We start from the raw sequence: 18,656 nt of genomic DNA, 5'->3' as shown, positions 1-18,656 counted from the left end.
CGGGATTCGGATTCGTTCGTGGTTCTCGAGGCCCTAGGGCCAGGGGATGAAGCCTTCGTGCCGGACCTGCCAGGTGCCGTCCCCGGGAAACCCGGGGCAGTCGGCGGCTCCGTCCCAGCCGGCGGCCATGAGGGAGACGGCCGCGAGCAACGCACCGTTGGCGGGCAGGTAGAGCGAGAGCAGGCTGCCGATCTGCGGGCTGTGCCCCGTCGCCAGGTACTGGTTCTTCCCGGCGTCCGTCAGCAGAGCGGCCACCGCGAGGTCCGGACGGCCCACGGTTGCCGACCGTCAGCACGGATGCGGGGTCGGGCTGATCGACGTCGAGCGTGTGACAACGGACCAGATGTTCGCGGTCGATCATGTGTGCCGTTCCTTGGCGTGTGCGTGTGCGGATCGGTGGGGCGGCGGCGTTGGCCGGGTACTGGAGCTGGTCACGATTCCTGTCCACCTCCCGCACGGTGAGCCGAAGACGCCCGGCGGGTGCCCGGCAGGCCTGCCGCGAAGGGCCGCTGCGCGGCCGCACCCCTCCTTCACCTACGGAGCCACCGGGCGACGCCGGACCGTAAGCGCGTCATGTGATCTCCATCCGGATCCCGGCGGCGCGAGACGCGCCTGGACGGTGCCCGTTCATATGGCCGCAGCATTTCGGTGTCGAAAATCTATCATTCCAAAAATTTGAAGGCTAGGGTGTCGGCACGTCCTTTTCGGAAGCGATCCGGTCAGGAGAGGCAGCACCATGGACCCGGCCGCCACCACCCCTGCCACCACCCCCTCCCCCTGCTGTGCCCCGCATCGGATGCGACCGACCGACGTACGGGTCAGCACGGTCACGGCGGGACATCTGGGGTCCGTGGACGACATGGTCCGCCTGCCGGGCGGTGATTTCCTCATGGGCGCCGACGACCAGGAGGGTTTCCGGTCGGACGGCGAAGGTCCGATGCGTACGGTGCGCCTGAAGGCCTTCCACATCGACGTTCATGCGGTGAGCAACACGCGCTTCGCCTCGTTCGTCGACGCCACTGGCTACGTCACCGAGGCAGAGCGCATCGGCTGGTCGTACGTTTTCGCCGGTTTCTTGCCGGCCTTGCTGCGCCGCGGGGCTCCGCGGCCGCCCCGTACGCCTTGGTGGTGCGGTGTCTCCGGGGCCCGGTGGGACCGCCCGGAGGGCCCCGGCAGCACCTGGGAGGGCCGTGAGAACCATCCGGTGGTGCACGTCTCCTGGAACGACGCCGCAGCCTACTGCGCCTGGGCCGGCAAACGGCTGCCGACCGAAGCGGAGTGGGAGTACGCCGCGCGCGGCGGTCTGGAGCAGAAACGCTACCCCTGGGGCGACGAGCTCGACCCGGACGGCACCCACCGCTGCAACATCTGGCGCGGTACCTTCCCGACCAAGAACACGGCCGCGGACGGCTATCGCGGAACAGCCCCTGTCGACGCCTTCCAACCCAATGGGTTCGGGCTGTACAACACCTCCGGCAACGTCTGGGAATGGTGCGCCGACTGGTGGACCACGAAGCATTCCGCGGCTCCGGTGACCGACCCGTCGGGCCCGCTGACCGGTCACGACAAGGTCATCCGGGGTGGCTCGCACCTCTGCCACGCGTCCTACTGCAACCGCTACCGCGTCGCGGCCCGGACAGCCAATCCACCCGATGGAGGCAGCGGACACACCGGTTTCCGCTGTGCCCGGGACGCGGAGGCCGCACCGGCCGGCCACGGTTGACGGCGGGACCACCGCCACGCGCCACCGCGCCCACCGGACCCCGCTCCCCTCTCGACGCAGTCCGCCCCACGGGACGAGTACCCCTCTCTTCCGACACACCTCAGGAGCGCCTCGGCATGAAAGCCATCATGGTCATGTTCGACAGCCTCAACCGCCACATGCTGCCGCCGTACGGCTGCGACTGGACCGACGCGCCCAACTTCGCCCGGCTCGCGGAGCGGACCGTCACCTTCGACAACTGCTACGCGGGTTCCATGCCCTGCATGCCGGCCCGTCGCGAGATCCACACGGGCCGCCACAATTTCCTGCACCGCAGCTGGGGCCCGTTGGAGCCGTTCGACGACTCGATGCCGGAGCTGCTCAAGCGGAAGGGCGTCTACACCCACCTGGCGAGCGACCATCCGCACTACTGGGAGGACGGCGGGGCCACCTACCACGGCCGCTACTCGACGTGGGAGTTCTTCCGCGGCCAGGAGGGCGACGCCTGGAAGGGGCATGTCGGCGAACCGCCGATGCCGGACGAGGACGTCAAGGGGATGCGGTTGGAGGGCTACCGCCAGGACTGGGTGAACCGGTTGTACATGCAGACCGAGGACCAGCACTGTCAGACCCTCACCTTCGACGCCGGCCTGCAGTTCATGCGGACCAACCGCGCCGAGGACCGCTGGTTCCTGCAGATCGAGACCTTTGATCCGCACGAGCCCTTCTTCAGCCACGAACGGTACAAGGACCTGTATCCGCACGACTACGACGGGCCGCACTTCGACTGGCCCGACTACCGGCAGGTCACGGAGACCGACGACCAAGTGCGGCACGCGCGTCTGGAGTACGCGGCGCTGCTGTCCATGTGCGACCGGTCGCTCGGCCGCGTCATGGACCTCATGGACGAGCAGGACATGTGGCGGGACACGATGCTGATCGTGTGCACCGACCACGGTCTTCTGCTGGGTGAGAAGAACTGGTGGGGGAAGTCGGTGCAGCCCTGGTACAACGAGCTGGTCCATCTGCCGCTCTTCGTCTGGGACCCGCGGGCGGGGACCTCCGGCGAGCGTCGCGACGCGCTGGTGCAGACCATCGACCTCGCCCCGACCCTCCTGGAGTTCTTCGAGGTGGAACGCCCTGCGGACATGCAGGGCCGTCCGCTGCCCGTCGCAGCAGACCGGCCGGTGCGCGAGGCGGGTCTGTTCGGCATCCACGGCGGGCACGTCAACGTGACCGACGGACGCTACGTCTACATGCGGGCTCCGGCATCGCCGGACAACGCCCCGCTGTACGAGCACACCCTCATGCCGACCCACATGCGCGGTCGATTCACCCCGGACGAGCTCACGGACATGGAACTCGCCGCGCCCTTCTCCTTCACCAAGGGAGTCCGGACGGTCCGCGTGGCCGGCCGTACCTTCTTCAACCCCTTCCAGTTCGGCACGCTTCTGTTCGACCTGCACACCGATCCGGAGCAGACCACCCCGATCGCGGACGACGAGCAGGAGCTGCGGATGGCCAACCTGCTGGTCGACCTGATGCGCGACTGCGACGCCCCGGCCAGCCAGTACGAGCGCCTCGGGCTGCCGCTGGAGGGCCCGGCGGCCGCGGAACATCTTTTGGTGCGGGCCCAGCGGGCCCAGGCCGAGGCGGCCCGCGAGCCGCTGCCCCGACCGGAGGACTACCCGGCCGGCCGATTCTCCCTGCGGACACCGATCGCAGCCCTCGTCGCGGACCCCAGGGCGGTGGAGGTACTGCGCACACACGCACCCACCCTGGTCGACACCGAGCTGCTCCAGATGATCGGCACCACGTCGCTGATCTCACTGGCGGCCATGTCCGGCGGCTCCTTCCCCAAAGCCACGCTCCGGGATCTCGCCGAGGAACTCTCGGCGCTGTGATGAGGTCCTTCGGCATGACCCGGCGGAACCGACACTGACCGACCGGGTCCGCCGTCCGGGGCGGTACCTCGCACACGCGGTGCCCCCACGGAATGCGGTGCCTGCGGCCCGCCCCAGTCGCTGCCACCGCACGGACGATGCGGCTCGTGCCGTACGTCCTCCTGCCCTGCCCCGGTCGCTCACGGCCCTCACGCGTGTGGCGTCGCGACGGGGAGTCACATCACACCTCTCACCCATGGCCGAAGGGAATACGGCGTGAAGGACGGCAAGCACACCCCGGACCGCGAGCCGGTGCGGCGCAGAACGGTTCTGGCCACGACACTCGGCGCGATACCCGCGATGATGGCCCACCAGGCGCTGACCGCCGCCCCCGCGACGGCCGCACCCGTACCCGCCGGCGACGGCCGTACCACCGTCACCGGCCTGACGCTGGAACACCGCACCGACCCACTCGGCGTCGACGCGGCCGCCCCCCGCTTCGGCTGGCGCACGGACTCCTCCGTCCGCGGCCGACGCCAGAGCGCATACCGCGTCCTGGTGGCCACCTCTCCCGAGCGGCTCACCCCCGGCCGCGCCGACGTCTGGGACAGCGGGCGCGTCACCTCGGCGGACTCGGTCGCCGTGCCCTACCAGGGCCCCGCGCTGCGCCGCTCCACCCGCTACCACTGGACAGTGACGGTCTGGGACGAGCACGGCCGGGCCCACACCGCCCGCGACGCCGCCCACTTCGAGACCGGACTGCTCTCCACCGACGGGTCCACCGGCTGGGACGGAGCCCGATGGATCGGCATGGCAGGCAAGAAGCCGAACAGTCCCGGCGCACCCCTGCTGCGCCGCCAGGCTGCACTGCGCCGCGGTCGAGTGCGCCAAGCCCGGCTCTACGTCTCGGCACTCGGCGTGTACGACGCCTACGTCAACGGCAGGCGGGTCACCGTGCCGCATGGCGAGGGCGTCACGACGGAAGTGCTCTGCCCTGGCTGGACCAACTACGAGACGCGGATCAGCTACCTGACCTATGACGTCACCGAGCAGGTCACGGAGGGGAACGGACACGTCACCCTCGCCGCCGTCCTCGGCAACGGCTGGTACAACGGCCGCATCTCCGAAGGCAGCACGTACTACTCGTCCGACGGCAACCCACTCGCCCTGAAGGCCAAGCTGCTCATCCGTTACGCCGACGGGTCCTCCCAGACCGTCGTCACCGCCCCCGGCACCGACTGGCGGGCCACTGACACAGGCCCCTGGCGCGCCGACGACATCTACGACGGCCAGACGTACGACGCCCGCGCCGAGCTCCCCGGCTGGACGGCGAACGGCTTCGACACGAACGGCTGGAGTTCGACCTCCGAGTACGACCTCGCCGCCCGCTTCCCCGAGGTCGAAATGGTCGCCTACCCGGGCGAGAGCGCCCGGATCGTCCCCGCCTGGGACCGGAGCCCTGTTTCCGTCACCGTATACACGGGCGTCACCGGCAAGGAGGACAGCCCGCACGGCAGGGGCCGTGTCGTCGTCGACCCCGCCCGCTGCGTCACCGACCCCGCCCGCGCCGCGAAGACGCCGGTGACCCTGCGCCCCGGTGAGACCGCCGTCCTCGATCTCGGCCAGAACATGGTCGGCGTGCCCCGCTACACCTTGCGCGGCCCGGCAGGCACCCAGGTCACCTTCGCCTTCGGCGAGATGCTCAACGACACCGGCGAGGGCGCCGACGGCCCCGAGGGATCCGTCTACCGAGCCAACCTGCGCACCGCCAAGGCCACCAGTACCTACGTCCTCAAGGGTGACCGGGCCGGCGAAAGCCACCAGGACTCCTTGACCTACTACGGCTTCCGCTATGTATCGGTGACCACCTCGAAGGAGATCACCCTCACCGGCTTCACCGGCCGCGTCGCCACCTCAGCCCTCCGCGACACCGGACACCTCACCACCGACGACGACAAGGTCAACCGACTGTTCTCCAACGTGCGGTGGGGACAGCGCGGCAACTACCTCTGGGTCCCCACCGACTGCCCCCAGCGCGACGAACGCCTCGGCTGGACCGGAGACACCCAGATCTTCGCCGCCACCGGCCTGTACAACGCCGACGCGGCGAACTTCCTGAGCCACTACCAGGACACCGTCATCGACTCGCAGCGGGTCTACGGCCTGGACGGCGCCCAGTTCACCACCGTGGCACCAGGCGCCAACATCAACATCCCCGCACCGGCCAGCGGCTGGTCCGACTGCGGCGTGATCGTCCCCTGGACACTGTGGCAGATGACCGGCGACCGCACCGTGATCAACCGCAGCTGGGAGTCGATGGCCCGCTACATCCGATGGATCCGGAGCCGCAGCGACAGCGGCTTCACCGGCCAGGGCTCCCTGTTCGCCGACTGGCTCGCCCCGCAGGCCACCGGCCCGCAGCTCCTCAGCGACGTCTACTACGGTCACAGCGTCCGCCTCATGGCCCAGATGGCCCGTGCCACTGGCCGCACCGCCGAGGCCAGTGCCTACGACTCCCTCTTCGCCGGCATCCGGCGGACCTTCATGGCCACCTACCTCGACACCACCGACGGCACGATCACCGTCCGCTCCAGCCTCGGCGGCGAACCTCTCAACGGTTTCACCCCCGAGGACAACAGCCAGACCGCCCTGCTGTGGGTCCTCAAGCTCGGCTTCTACGAGACCGAGGCCCAGCGCCGCCGGCTCGTCGAACTGCTCGCGGCGAACATCGGCAACGACGACACCTACAAGGCCGCACACCCCGACAGTTCCCGGGTCCAGTACTCCGAGAACACCCTCTCCGTCGGCTTCCTCGGCGCCAACATCCTCGCTCCGGTCCTCACCGCGGAAGGCCGGGCCGACCTCGCCTACACCCTGCTCCACCAGAACGCCATGCCGTCCTGGCTCTACTCCGTGGACAACGGCGCCACCACCGTCTGGGAACGCTGGAACTCGTACTCCAAGGAGGACGGTTTCGGCCCGGTCGACATGAACTCCTTCAACCACTACTCGTACGGCGCTGTCGCGGAGTGGATGTACGAGTCCATGGCCGGCATCGCCCGCGACCCCGACCACCCGGGCTTCAAGCACTTCCTGCTGGCTCCGCACCCCGACCCCACGGGCCGGATCACCAAGGTGTCCGGCACACACCTCTCGCCGTACGGGGAGATCCGCAGCGAGTGGGTGCTTCGCGGCCGGGTACTGACCTACCGGGCACAGGTACCCGCCAACAGCACCGCGAAGCTGAGCTTGCCGGCCACCGGTCCCAATGCGGTCCGCGCCGGCCGGACCCCTCTGGACCGCCTTCCCGGGGTGGAACCCTTGGGTTTCACCGACGGTACCGCCTCCTACCGGCTCCCGTCCGGACGCTACGAGGTGTCCTCCCCGCTCGACTGACCGCGCAACGGCACGGCCCGGGGCATCACGATCGCCCCGGCGGTGCCGCGGTCGGCTCTCGCCCCCCCCCCCGGGGGCCGGGGCCGGAATGGGCGTGGGCTCAGGGCTCCCTTGTGACCGGGGCCTTCCACAGGACGACGATGACGTCGATCAGCCCGGTCGCCGTGGCGGACCAGCTGTCCCGGAACGTCGGTTGCCCGTCCGCCAGCGCGCGCTCCCGCTCCGCCGTCATCTGTGTGATCAGGTGGCGGGTCATGGCGGCCCGTTCGGCGTGCACTTCCGCGGGGAGGTGGGGAAGGCAGCGGTTCAGACCGTCCTGCAGTGCGCGCATCGAGGGTGAAGCCGTCTTGAACTCCTCCGCGGCGACCGCGTGCAGCGCCGGGTCGCCCGTCACCTGGGCGATGAACCGCGCGTACCAACTCGGGCTGCCCAGCGACTCCAGGTGGTCGGTCACAGGACGAACCGAGCAGGTCACCCAGTCCCGCAGATCGGTGGAATCGCCGACGGCTTCCAGCATGCGCAGGCGCCCGGCCTCGATCGGCTCCGCGTGTCTGCGCAGGATGGCCCGCACCAGATCGATCTTCGTCCCGAAGTGGTAACTGACCGCGGTGTTGTTGCCCTGCCCGGCCTCCGCGCTGATCTGGCGGTTGGCGACCTCGTGCACACCGTGCTCGGCGAACAGCTTCTCCGCCGCCGCCAACAGTGCCTCACGGGTCGCGCTCACCTGCTCGAGCCGTCTGGATCTGCCTGCCATCACCCTCACCGTTTCGGGGTCCTGAACCGCGCGAGGGCCGGCGCGACCCTCACCGCTCACTCACCGATCGTGTCGGCGCGTCGAACGGACACAAGCCTACGCAAGTGCACGATCGGGTTGCCGACCGCGGATCGCCCGCCCGCGAGAGCCTCGTCCGGGCCCATCCCCGGACGTGACCGGAACGAGCGTGCGTCGAGCGACAGCGGCCGATCGGGAGCGGTACAGGTCAGACCGACCACAGGGCGCGGACAGAAGCCAACGGATCAGACATCGGGCGCGAAGCGCCGGACCAGACCATCGCCGTGCGCTCATCGTTCGCATAGTCCGGCCACTCCTCGCCCGGGGCGAGCGAGCGCACGAAGTTCGCCCAGGCCCGGTGCACCGTGTCGGCGAGATCCTGAGGGGGCGCGTCGCCCAGGGCCGCCTCGACGCCTTCGGCCCCGAGGGCGTCGAAGGCGAAGGGAACGTCGACGCAGTGGGAGGCCAGGCCGGTCGCCGGCGACTTCCAGTCGAACTCGTAGAGCCAGGTGGGACGGCCACGTCTCGCACGGGCGTCCGCGACCTCTGCCGTCGGAGCACGGAAGAGGCAGTCTGTCAGGATCTGGCCGAAGTAGCCTTCGGTCGCCGACTCGGCGTAGACGCGAGCGGCGGATTCGGCCCGCTCGGGAGACAGGCCGAGGTTCCTCAGCAGTGGACCGGGGGGAGGTGTCCCAGGAAGCGTCGGCACCGTGTTGAACTCCTGCGTGGTGCAGCCCAGCAGCAGGGGGATGTCGGCTCCCGCGTCGTCCTCGGTGAGTGCCGTGAACACCGGGCGCGGGATCACCTCACCGTCGGCGAAGGGACCGAGGGTCAGGAGGAGGGGCAGCCCCTCTCTGTCGGGACCCGGCGCCAGGAAGCGTTCCTGAAGGTCGAGGAGGGTGCCGGCGTCGAGGTCACGCAGGGCGGCAGCGGTGGCCGGCACCCCCGTGCGCGCGGTGAAGAGCCGTGCGGCGGTGCGGGCGACGTCCGGCCCGTCCGGTCGCATGAGCGCGCCGGACGCGGAGATGACCGCCCGGAACAGACCGCGGGCGGCGGGAGCGGTGAGCAGTGCCAGTGCGGCGCCACCCCCGGCGGACTGTCCGGCCACGGAGACCTTGGCAGGGTCGCCGCCGAACAGGGCGATGTTGTCGCGGACCCATTCGAGGGCTGCGATCCAATCGAGCACGCCCCGGTTGGCCGGTGCGTCGTCGAGGTGGAGGAAGCCCTCGACGCCGAGCCGGTAGCCCACCGACACGACGATGACGCCGTCCCGGTTGAAGGCGGCTCCGTCGTACCACGGACTGGCCGGTGAACCTTCGACGAAGCCGCCGCCGTGGATCCAGACCAGCACCGGGAGCGGCCGGTCGGGAGCGGTGTCCGGGGTGAACACGTTGAGATTGAGGATGCCGTCCCCGGGGACGGTGGGTTCCGGGATGGTGGTGCTCGCGGCGCCGATACGGCGCTTGGCCGTCGGGCCGTAAGCGGTGGCGTCGCGCACGGTGGTCCACGCCTCGGGGGGCACGGGGGCGGCGAACCGCAGGTCACCGATGGGTGCACGGGCGTAAGGAATGCCCAGGAAACACACGCTGCCGTCCGGGCGGCAATCGCCCCGGACGGGGCCGTGGACTGTGGACACCACGCGGGATTCGGAGCTCATCGAACCGCCTCCTTCCTGCCGGCTGGGGTCAGGGGGCTCGGTCGAACCGCCGACTCTTCCCGCCCCGCCGGCCGGCGGGTGAACTGCCGTCGTGGCCGGTCGCGCCGCCCGGACCGGTGTGGTCCACACCCATCGGCTCCGCGTGGACCACACCGGGCGTCATCCCCCGCACGCCAAAATCTAGCACTCAAAAAAATTGATGACTAGGGTGTGGAATCACCCCCACTCGTCCCGCACAGCCCACCAGAGGAACCCGCATGCCCGCCCTGAACACCCGTCCGATCGTCCCCGGCTTCTACCCCGACCCGTCCGTCTGCCGTGTCGGGGCGGACTACTACCTCGTGACGTCCAGCTTCGAGTACTTCCCAGGTGTCCCGATCTTCCACAGCCGGGACCTGGTGACCTGGGAGCAGATCGGCAACGTCCTGGACCGGCCCGAGCAACTGCAGGTGCGTACCGGCAGGGAAGGCGCCAGCGCGGGCATCTACGCGCCCACCATCCGGCACCACGACGGCAGGTTCTGGATGACGACCACGAATCGCGAGAAGGTGATGGACGGTCACCTCATCGTCCACACCACTGATCCGGCGGGTGACTGGAGCGAGCCGGTCCACACGGCCGGCGCCCTCGGAATCGACCCCGACCTCGCCTGGGACGACGACGGCACCTGCTACCTCACCTACTCCTCCCCCGGTGGCATCTGGCAGGCAACCGTCGATCCGCTGACGGGCAAGGTGCTCTCCGAACCGCGCGTCATCTGGAGCGGCACCGGGCTGGCTCACGCCGAGGGCCCCCACCTGATCCGGCGCGGCGCCCACTGGTACCTCCTGGTCGCGGAGGGCGGCACCGGTCACGGCCACGGCGTCTGCGTCGCACGGTCCGACTCGCCCTCCGGCCCCTGGGAGCCCCACCCCGAGAACCCGGTGCTGTCGCACCGCAGCCTGGACCATCCGGTACAGAACACCGGTCACGGTGACGTGGTCGAGCTGCCCGACGGCTCCTGGGCCATGGTCCATCTGGGCGTACGGCCCCGCGGTTCCTTCCCCGAGACGCATGTCAACGGCCGCGAAACCTTCCTTACCGGCGTCGACTGGGTGGACGACTGGCCGGTCGTCGTCGAGGACCGCTTCACCGTTCCGCAGACGGCGACCGCGTTCACCGAGGAGTTCGCGGATGCCCGGCTGGACCCGCGCTTCATCTCCCCGGGTGTCGACCCGCGGTCGTTCACCCACGTCACGCCGGGCGAGGGTGCGCTTCTGGCTGCCGGGCGGGCGCCCGGGGCGCGGGAGGCCGAGCGGCTCCTCGCCGTCCGCGCTCGTGACGCCGCCTGGACAGCCACAGCGACCGTCCCCCAGGGCGACGTCGCGCTGGTCGTGCGGATCGACGACGCGCACTGGGCGGCAGTGGAACGGCGCGGCGGGACAGTCTCGGCGCGGGTCGTGATCGGCCCCTTGGACCAGACCCTGGCCTCCGTCGACGATGTCGGCCCGGAGCGGCCCCTCGCCCTGCGGGCGACCGCGAACACCGAGCAGTACAGCTTCGCCAAGGGCCCGGACGACCTCCACCTCGGGTACTTGGCCGACGGGGAGTTCCAGTCGCTGGTCACCGTCGACGGCCGCTACTTCTCCACCGAGGTCGCCGGCGGCTTCACCGGCCGTGTGATCGGCGTGGAGGCGCTGGGCGGGGAAGCCCTCGTCACGCGGCTCACCTACACACCTGAACCGGTACCGGAGCCGGCGCCGGTCCTGCCGCCGACCACGGAGTCCTGACCCCTCCACCACGACGCCCGCGGCCCGGCGCTCGGACCTCCGAGTGCCGGGCCGCGGTGTCGGCAAGGCCACTCGGAAGCTCAGCGGCCGGCCGTAACGCTCACTGTTGGGTCTCCTCCTCCAGGAGACCACGCCTGCGGGCGACGCTGCCGAGCCAGGCCAGGCTCGGCTTGGGCGTGCGCACGAAGGTCCGGCGGTCGACGGCGATGAGGCCGAATGTCGGCGCCCAGTGCCCCCACTCGAAGTTGTCCAGCGCGGACCAGTGCAGGTATCCCCGCACGTCGACTCCGTCGGCGACAGCGGCGTGCAGGTGTCGCAGGGCCTCGCCGGTGTAGGCGATACGGCGCGCGTCGTCGGCGGTGGCGATGCCGTTCTCGGTGACGAGCAGGGGGATGCGACCACCGGTGTCCGCCCAAGCCTGGCGCAGCGCGATACCGAGGGCGTCCGGCCGGTACGCCCAACCGGTGAGCGTGTTGTCCGGGCTCTCCGGCGCGGGGACTATACCCCTTTCGTCCACCGTCTGGCTGGTGTACGACTGCACGCCCAGCCAGTCGTCCCCCTCCGCACCCTGGTGATAGAGGCCCTCCCATGCCCACCGCAGCCGGTCGTACAGGTCCTCGCCTCCGGGTGCGGGAACGAGGGCCTGCTGCGCCACCGTCCAGCCGACCCTCGCCGACGTGCGCTCCCGCACGACGGCCGCGGCGGCCCGGTGCGCCTTCACCAGTGCCTCGCCGATCTCCGTACCTGGGGTGGGCATCCGCCGGCCCGCGCCGAGGTTGAGGTCGGCGCCGTCGGCCACGGCGTTCGCCATCCCGGCCATCAGGGCGAGGATGTTGGGCTCGTTGATGGTGCAGACCCATGAGACGTCGCCGAGCATGTCGCAGGCCTGCACGACGTATCGGGTGAACCGGTCGACGGCCTGAGGACTCGTCCAGCCGCCCTCGTCGGTGAACCAGCGGGGGCTGCTGAAGTGGTGCAGGGTGACCACCGGCTCCAGGGAGAGGTCACGCGCGGTGTCGATCATGCGCCGGTAGTGGTTCAGCTCGGCCCGGGAGAACTCCCCCGGCTCGGGCTCCACACGCGCCCACTCGATACCGAAGCGGTAGGCGTTCAGCCCCGCCTCGGCCAGCAGGCGCATGTCCTGCGGGTAGCGGTGGTAACTGTCGCAGGCGTCGCCGCTGAGTTCCAGGTGTCCCTGACTCTGGTGCTCCATGCGCCACCAGTCGCTGTTGAGGTTGTTGCCCTCGACCTGGTGGGGCGATGTGGAGGCTCCCCACAGGAAGTCGGGGCGCAGCGCAGTGGCCCGGTTCATCGGGTGGCCTCCAGGATCTGGTTCAGATCGTCGGCGGTGACCGGTACGCCGGGGAAGTGGAGGTACTGGCCTGCGGGGATGGACGCGACCATCTCCATCAGGTCGCTGTTGGCCTCGTGCTCTCGGCGCTGTTCCTCGGTGGCCCCGGCGAGCAGTGCCTCCTGGAGCATCGGTCCGGCGACCGGGTGGGCGAACCAGTCGCCGATGGCAGAGTCGAGCGTCAGCACCACGGCGTCGGTGTCACCGGTCAGGGTGACGGTTCGCTCGGCGACGACCTGAGAAGCGTTCTCGGCGATCTGCACGGTGTACTGGCCCGGGGCCACCGTCCAACGGGACCCTTCGATGTCCCAGTAGGCGAACGCCCGCCGACCGAGGCGCAGCTCGACCTCGCGGGACTCCCCCGGGGCCAGCTCGACCTTGCTGAAGGCACGCAGTTCGCGCAGAGGGCGCCGGACACGGCCCGCAGTGGTGGCGACGTAGACCTGGACGACGTGCTTCCCGGTGCGCTCGCCGGTGTTGGTCACGGTGACCCGGACAGTGGCGGTGTCGTCCCCGTCGATGTCGACCACCGGCTCGCCAGTGCGGAACTCCGTGTAACTCAGGCCATACCCGAAGGGGTAGCGCACCGCGCGGCCGACGGACTCGTAGTGCCGGTAGCCGACCATCACGCCCTCCCCGTAGCGGACGTGTCCAGCTTCCCCGGGGAAGGTGAGGTAGCTCGGGTTGTCCTCGAGACGCAGCGGGATGCTCTCGGCGAGGCGACCGGAGGGGTTGACGGCGCCGGAGAGGACGTCCGCCAGGGCACCGCCCACTGCCTGTCCGAGTAGCCAGCCGGCGACGATCGCGTCGGCGTCGTCGTGCCATTCCTCCAGGGAGACGACGCCTCCGGTGGCGAGCACCACCACCGTCCGCGGCGCGACGGAGGCGACCTCGCGAATCAGGGCCACCTGCTCGGGAGGCAGGCTCAGGTGGTCACGGTCGGAGCCCTCGGTGTCACCTCGCAACCCGGCGAAGACCACCGCGACCTCGGCCTCACGGGCAGTTCGCAGCGCCTCCTCGCGCAGCTCCGCGGCGTCACCCTCACCGGCGGTGGAGAAGCCGGGTGCATAGGTCACCGGGTTGCCGAGGGCCTTGAGCGCGTCCAACGGTGTGTCGACGCGGGTGGCGTTGACCAGGGAGCTGCCGCCGCCCTGGAACTGCGGTTCGGCCGCGAACTCGCCGATCACGGCGAGGCGCACCCCGTACGCCAGCGGAAGGACACGGTCGTCGTTCTTGAGCAGAACCACGCAGTCCGCAGCAGCTGCTCGGGCCAGCTCGTGGTGCTCCGCAGGCACGGACGCGTCGGGGTCCTCGTCGACGGCGAGTTCCGCGAGCGCCGCGACCCGCCGCGCGCTCGCGTCGACCAGCGCTTCGTCCAGGTCGCCCCGCCGGACCGCGTCCACAACGGCCGCTACGTGGGCGTCGTTCGGCCCGGGCATCTGCAGGTCGAGGCCGGCCGCCAGGGCCGCCACCCGGTCCCCGACACCTCCCCAGTCGGAGACGACCGCACCCTGGAACCCCCATTCGGTGCGCAGGACGTCGGTGAGCAGCCAGCGGTTCTCCGAAGCGGGCACACCGTTGATGCGGTTGTAGGCCGACATCACGGCGGCCGGCGCGGCCTCGGTCACCACGCGCTCGAAGGCGGCCAAGTAGATCTCGCGCAGGGTGCGCTCGTCGACGTCGGCGCTGACGCGCATCCGGTCGGTCTCCTGGTTGTTGGCGGCGAAGTGCTTGACGGTCGCGCCCACGCCCTGTTCCTGCAGGCCCCGGACGAACGCGGCGCCAAGGACGCCGGTGAGCAGGGGATCCTCGGAGAAGTACTCGAAGTTGCGGCCGCACAACGGCGACCGCTTGATGTTCACGCCCGGGCCCAGCACCACGCCGACGCCGCGCGCCCGCGCCTCTCGACCCACCGCCTCGCCCACCCGGGCGGCCAGCAACGGGTCCCAGCTCGAGGCCATCGCCACGGCCGGCGGGAAGCAGGTGGCGGGCTCGCTCGCATGGAAGCCCAGGTGGTCGGCGCCCTTCTTCTGCCTGCGGATGCCGTGCGGACCGTCGGTCAGCACGACCGGGCGCACACCCGCTCGGTCCAGGGACCGGGTGGACCAGAAGTCGCCTCCGGAGAGCAGCGACGCCTTCTCCTCCAGGGAGAGGGCTGTGAGGTCGGACTGAGGCATGGAACGGTCCCTTCTCAGAGGGTGGCTGCGGGATCGAGGGAGTCAGGGAGGAGCCGGCGGCGCTCCGTCCACCTGAAGGTCACAGAAATGTTTCCGCGTTGAAAATCTACCATTCAAAAAAATTGGGAGCTAGCCTGCGCGCTGGGAGCACAAGGGCTCCACCTGTACGGAAGGCCTGGGTGCCGCATGTCACTCAACGTCGAGACACCCCACCGCGACGAGGAAGCCGGACACTCCGGCTTCGGCGCGCGGTTCGCAGTCATCCTGATCGCACTCCTGTGGGCATCCCAGCTCAACGGCCTCATCGGCCTGATGGCCTCGAACGCCCAGTCCGAGATCGCGATTCACTACCACACGACCCAGATCGCCTGGTTCAGCCAGATCGGCCTGCTGGTCGGCGTCTTCTCCACCCCGTTCGTGGTGAAGGCCGCCGGCATGTACGGCAAGAAGCGCGTCCTGCTCGTCATCACCGGGCTCGGCCTCCTCGGCGACCTCATCGCCGCCGTCTCCACCAACTACGAGACCCTTCTCGTCGGACGGGCCATCTCCGGCTTCTACGGCCCCTCCATCGCCCTCGTCTACGCCCTCGCCCGGGACGTCTTCCCGCCCAGGCTGGTGGGCCCGGCCAGCGGATTCCTCGGCGGCGGCATGGGCGTTCTGGCCCTGGGCGGCCCGTTCCTCTCCGGCTGGGTCCTGGACGACTTCGGCTACCGCGGGGTTCTGTGGTTCATGGTGATCGCCACGGCGGTCAGCCTGGTCGCCCTGCTGACCACCGTGCCCGAGAGCCCGGTCCGGGAAGCGCGCACTCGCATGGACTGGGCCGGCGGCATCCTGCTCGGCGGCGGCATGGCCTCCATCATCTATGGTGTCGGCAACGGCGAGAAGTGGGGCTGGACCAGCGGCGACACGCTCGCCTTCATCCTGGGCGGGCTGGCAGCCCTCGTCGTCTTCGTCCTGGTCGAGCGCAAGGCCGAGCACCCGATCTTCCCCATCACCCTCCTCGGGCGCCGCCGGGTGTGGTCGACGTTCCTGGTCCTCGGCCTGATCATGGGAGCCGTATACGCCCAGGGCACGGTCATGAACCTGCTCGTCCTGATGCCGGACATCCCCGGCCTCTCCGACGGACTCGGCTGGACGGCCACCAAGAACGCCTGGGTCAGCGCGCCCAACAGCCTGGTCCTGCTCGCCGTCTCGGTGGCGACCGGCTTCCTCGCCCGGAAGGTCGACACCCGCCTGCTCCTCGGCATCGGAGGCGCCCTGGTAGCCGTCGGCATCGTGCTCATCTCACAGTTCCACTACAGCGTCGCCCAGATGATGGGGCTCGGCGTCATCAGCGGCATCGGCATGGGCATCGTCGTGGCGCTGGTCCCGATCATGATCATCGAGTCCGTCAAGCCGGAGGAACAAGCCATCGGCAACGGCGCGCAGAACATGATGCAGGGCGTCATGCAGGGCGTCCTCACCCAGATCGCCTTCGTCGTCGTCGCACAGAACCACAACGTCGTGAAGGGCACCGCCTTCTACGTCGACTCGGCCTTCACCAACGGTTTCCTGCTGTTCGCCGGCGTGGTCGCGGTCGCGACGCTGCTCGCGTTCTTCATCCCCAGGGCCAAGTCCCTGGACGAGGCCGAGACCGGTCAGGCCGCCTGACGCACGCTCCGCCGGAGCCACGCTCCCCCACCTGGCTTCCCGGACCGGGCTCCGTCCATCCGGAGCCCGGCCCGCCTGGTGCAGCACCTTCGAGCAGAGCCTGATCCGCGGTCTGAGTAACTGAACGTTCGGGGACGATGCCGGATTCGGAGGCTCGTCCGCCGGCCGAACCGGTCCTGGTGCACGGCTTCGGCCATCCGACTGTGTCGGCCGCCGCTGCCGGGCGCGGGTGGACGATCCGGGGAACGAATGATCCGTACCACCGGCGGTGACCCGGCCCGCAGGCGCGTTCCCGCGCGAGCCGGATGCGGGACGTCACGGCCCTACGGGTACACCGACTGACGTGCCGCAGCTCCCCCAGGGGCGCTGACGACGTCTGAGCCGGGCAGGAGGGGACACGCCCCTGACGACTGCGGTGGCGGAGCAATGTCGCGCCGACTGTCACTGCTGCAGCCGCTCCGACCAACGTGGGGCAGTCCCCTCCCGGAGCAGCGCGTCGTGAGAAACGCGACGAGCCGCGGAGGCCCGTGACGGTCGCACCGTCCACCGGGTCGCCGCGGCTCGTCGGTTCCGCAAGCTTCGTGCAAAGGCTGTCTCGCCGCTGTCAGCCGGAAAGCGCCTCCACGAGGAAGTCGAGCGAGCGATCGACTTCCTTCAAGGCCGGCGTGCGGTTCAGGTGGCCGTGCAGCATCCCCGCCGCGAGATAGGTACGCACGGGCACTCCCGACTCCTCCAACTGCAGAGCGAGCAGGTCACCGGAAGGGCGGAGATCGTCGTACTCGGACAGGACGACGGCGGTCGACGGCAGTCCCTCAAGCCTGGCGGCACCGGGCATGGCTGCCGGAGGGAGGTCGCTCAGGCGGCCCACGTAATTGCGCACCATGTGCTCGATCGACGCCGTGGAGAAGCGCAGGAGCGGCGGCAGGTCGCGCATCTCGGCAGCTGTCTCGTTGTCGAGGGCAGGCGTCGGGAAGTGGACGAACGGGTACGCGAGCAGAAGCGCGTCCGGGCTCGGACCCGATCCCTCCTCGTCGCGCAGGCGCACAGCCGTGGAAAGGGCGAGCGCGGCACCAGCACTCGCACCGCCCAGGCCCACTGGACCGGAGACCAGGCCGCAGCTCGCCGTCAGCCACTTCCACGCGGCATGGACATCGTCGACGGGCACTGGGTACCGGGTGCCGTTCACGGCCAGTCGGTACCCGACCGAGACGACCAGCGCGTCGGCTCGCGCAGACAGTTCCGCGGAGACCAGGTGGGCCTCGGGCATGTCCATGTCGCCGCCGGCGAATCCACCACCGTGCAGCCACAGCAGGGCCCGCCGTATCTCCCCCCGGGGCGTGTAGACACGCACCGGCACCTCACCGTGCGGGCCCTGAACGGTGTGGTCGGCGACCGACACGTCAGGCGCGGTCCACTGACCCGGGTCTCGGTGGAACTCGAGGAAGCGGCCCATGGCCTCGGCGTCTGCTTGTGCCTTCTCCCAGGTGAGCCCTTCGAGCAGGCGGGTCCTGTCGGCCAGGTAGGGATCGAGCGGCATGTGTGCTCCAGAGCGTGGTGTCGGTTGGGACCTGCATCGATCAAGGCTTCGACCGTCCGCTCTTCCCCACCCGCCGGACTCCCGGCGGTGGGCTTCAAACGGCGGACCGGTCCTCGTGCGCCACCGACTCGGACGTGCCCGTGAGCCCCAGCAAGCGCGTGAAGGTCTCGGCGATCGCAGCGATGTCCACCGAGGGATCATGCATCCACTGGATCTGGAGGCCGTCCAGGACGGCGAGCAGCGCCCGTGCCAAGTGGTCCGCCGGTTCGTCGTCCCGAAGGGAACCGGCCTGCTGCTGGGCCTCGAAGTCACGCGTGACTTCATCGGCGAGCGTGCGGTAACGGTTGCGGAAGTGCTCGTAGGCGGGACTGTCCGGGTCGGTGGCCGCCGCCGACAGCGTGACGTACAGCTTGGCCAGCCCCGGGTGATCCGTCGTGTGCCGCGCACTCGCGACCATGCCATCGATCATGGTGCTGCCCGCCGAGGCGGCCGAAGCGGTCGCTTTCCCCAGCGCGTCGCGCCGCTCCAGGACGGCGAGGAGCAAGTCGTCGCGGGTGGGGAAGTAGTAGGTCAGAGCCGGTTGCGTGACGCCGACCCGGTCGGCGATGTCCTGCAGGGAAGCTCTTTCCCCATGTTCATCTATGGCCTCGTAGGCCGCCTGGAGGATCTGCTCGCGCCGCTCCGCGCTTTTGCGGTAGGGGCCCCGGGGTTTGCGCTGACCGGTCACTCCGGGGCCTCCTGTCTCTCTCTGGTCCGTCACGC

12 protein-coding genes are annotated in these 18,656 nt (G+C 70.0%); 5 read left to right on the top strand and 7 right to left on the bottom strand.

The genetic code is table 11. The features are described from left to right. Nucleotides 1–33 precede the first annotated feature (33 nt). Nucleotides 34–276 (bottom strand): hypothetical protein, encoded by a 243-nt coding sequence (locus AMK11_RS15195; RefSeq protein WP_073727263.1) that lies wholly within the window; start codon nucleotides 274–276, stop codon nucleotides 34–36. A gap of 460 nt (nucleotides 277–736) precedes the next feature. Between AMK11_RS15195 and AMK11_RS15190 the strand changes: the two genes are divergently transcribed. From AMK11_RS15190 to AMK11_RS15180, 3 genes are all read left to right on the top strand, one after another. Continuing rightward, nucleotides 737–1,723, top strand: coding sequence for a formylglycine-generating enzyme family protein (locus tag AMK11_RS15190; protein WP_383584709.1), 987 nt, complete (start codon nucleotides 737–739; stop codon nucleotides 1,721–1,723). A gap of 116 nt (nucleotides 1,724–1,839) precedes the next feature. Beyond that, on the top strand, nucleotides 1,840–3,606 hold the full coding sequence (locus AMK11_RS15185; protein WP_073727261.1) for a sulfatase: 1,767 nt from the start codon (nucleotides 1,840–1,842) through the stop codon (nucleotides 3,604–3,606). Nucleotides 3,607–3,948: 342 nt separating this feature from the next. Next, entirely contained in the window at nucleotides 3,949–6,981 is a 3,033-nt protein-coding gene (locus AMK11_RS15180; protein ID WP_073727914.1) for an alpha-L-rhamnosidase, read from the top strand. Between the two features lie 100 nt (nucleotides 6,982–7,081). On the opposite strand, the gene AMK11_RS15175 is transcribed toward AMK11_RS15180, so the two are convergent. Both AMK11_RS15175 and AMK11_RS15170 read right to left on the bottom strand, forming a co-directional pair. After that, nucleotides 7,082–7,735 (bottom strand): TetR/AcrR family transcriptional regulator, encoded by a 654-nt coding sequence (locus AMK11_RS15175; RefSeq protein ID WP_073727259.1) that lies wholly within the window; start codon nucleotides 7,733–7,735, stop codon nucleotides 7,082–7,084. Nucleotides 7,736–7,961: 226 nt separating this feature from the next. Further along, a complete protein-coding gene (locus AMK11_RS15170) occupies nucleotides 7,962–9,410 on the bottom strand; it encodes a carboxylesterase/lipase family protein (RefSeq protein ID WP_073727257.1) in 1,449 nt (482 codons plus the stop codon). A gap of 257 nt (nucleotides 9,411–9,667) precedes the next feature. On the opposite strand from AMK11_RS15170, the gene AMK11_RS15165 reads away from it, so the two are divergent. After that, the gene (locus AMK11_RS15165; protein ID WP_073727255.1) at nucleotides 9,668–11,179 is read left to right on the top strand and encodes a glycoside hydrolase family 43 protein; all 1,512 of its coding nucleotides are present in this window, start codon (nucleotides 9,668–9,670) and stop codon (nucleotides 11,177–11,179) included. A gap of 100 nt (nucleotides 11,180–11,279) precedes the next feature. Here the strand turns inward: AMK11_RS15165 and AMK11_RS15160 are convergent, their stop codons facing one another. Continuing rightward, the gene (locus tag AMK11_RS15160; RefSeq protein WP_073727253.1) at nucleotides 11,280–12,491 is read right to left on the bottom strand and encodes a glycoside hydrolase family 1 protein; all 1,212 of its coding nucleotides are present in this window, start codon (nucleotides 12,489–12,491) and stop codon (nucleotides 11,280–11,282) included. Further along, nucleotides 12,488–14,707, bottom strand: coding sequence for a glycoside hydrolase family 3 C-terminal domain-containing protein (locus AMK11_RS15155; RefSeq protein ID WP_073727251.1), 2,220 nt, complete (start codon nucleotides 14,705–14,707; stop codon nucleotides 12,488–12,490). The genes AMK11_RS15160 and AMK11_RS15155 overlap by 4 nt, the downstream gene beginning before the upstream one ends. A gap of 186 nt (nucleotides 14,708–14,893) precedes the next feature. Between AMK11_RS15155 and AMK11_RS15150 the strand changes: the two genes are divergently transcribed. Continuing rightward, the gene (locus tag AMK11_RS15150; RefSeq protein ID WP_073727249.1) at nucleotides 14,894–16,357 is read left to right on the top strand and encodes an MFS transporter; all 1,464 of its coding nucleotides are present in this window, start codon (nucleotides 14,894–14,896) and stop codon (nucleotides 16,355–16,357) included. A gap of 604 nt (nucleotides 16,358–16,961) precedes the next feature. Here the strand turns inward: AMK11_RS15150 and AMK11_RS15145 are convergent. Next, nucleotides 16,962–17,894: an alpha/beta hydrolase fold domain-containing protein gene (locus AMK11_RS15145; protein WP_073727247.1), complete on the bottom strand. Its 933-nt coding sequence runs from the start codon at nucleotides 17,892–17,894 to the stop codon at nucleotides 16,962–16,964. A gap of 94 nt (nucleotides 17,895–17,988) precedes the next feature. Continuing rightward, nucleotides 17,989–18,654, bottom strand: coding sequence for a TetR/AcrR family transcriptional regulator (locus AMK11_RS15140; protein ID WP_241846977.1), 666 nt, complete (start codon nucleotides 18,652–18,654; stop codon nucleotides 17,989–17,991). Between the last annotated feature and the right edge of the window lie 2 nt (nucleotides 18,655–18,656).

This window comes from Streptomyces sp. CB02414 (genome assembly GCF_001905385.1).
Lineage (GTDB): Bacteria > Actinomycetota > Actinomycetes > Streptomycetales > Streptomycetaceae > Streptomyces.
This window is presented reverse-complemented; position numbering and strand designations above follow the sequence as displayed.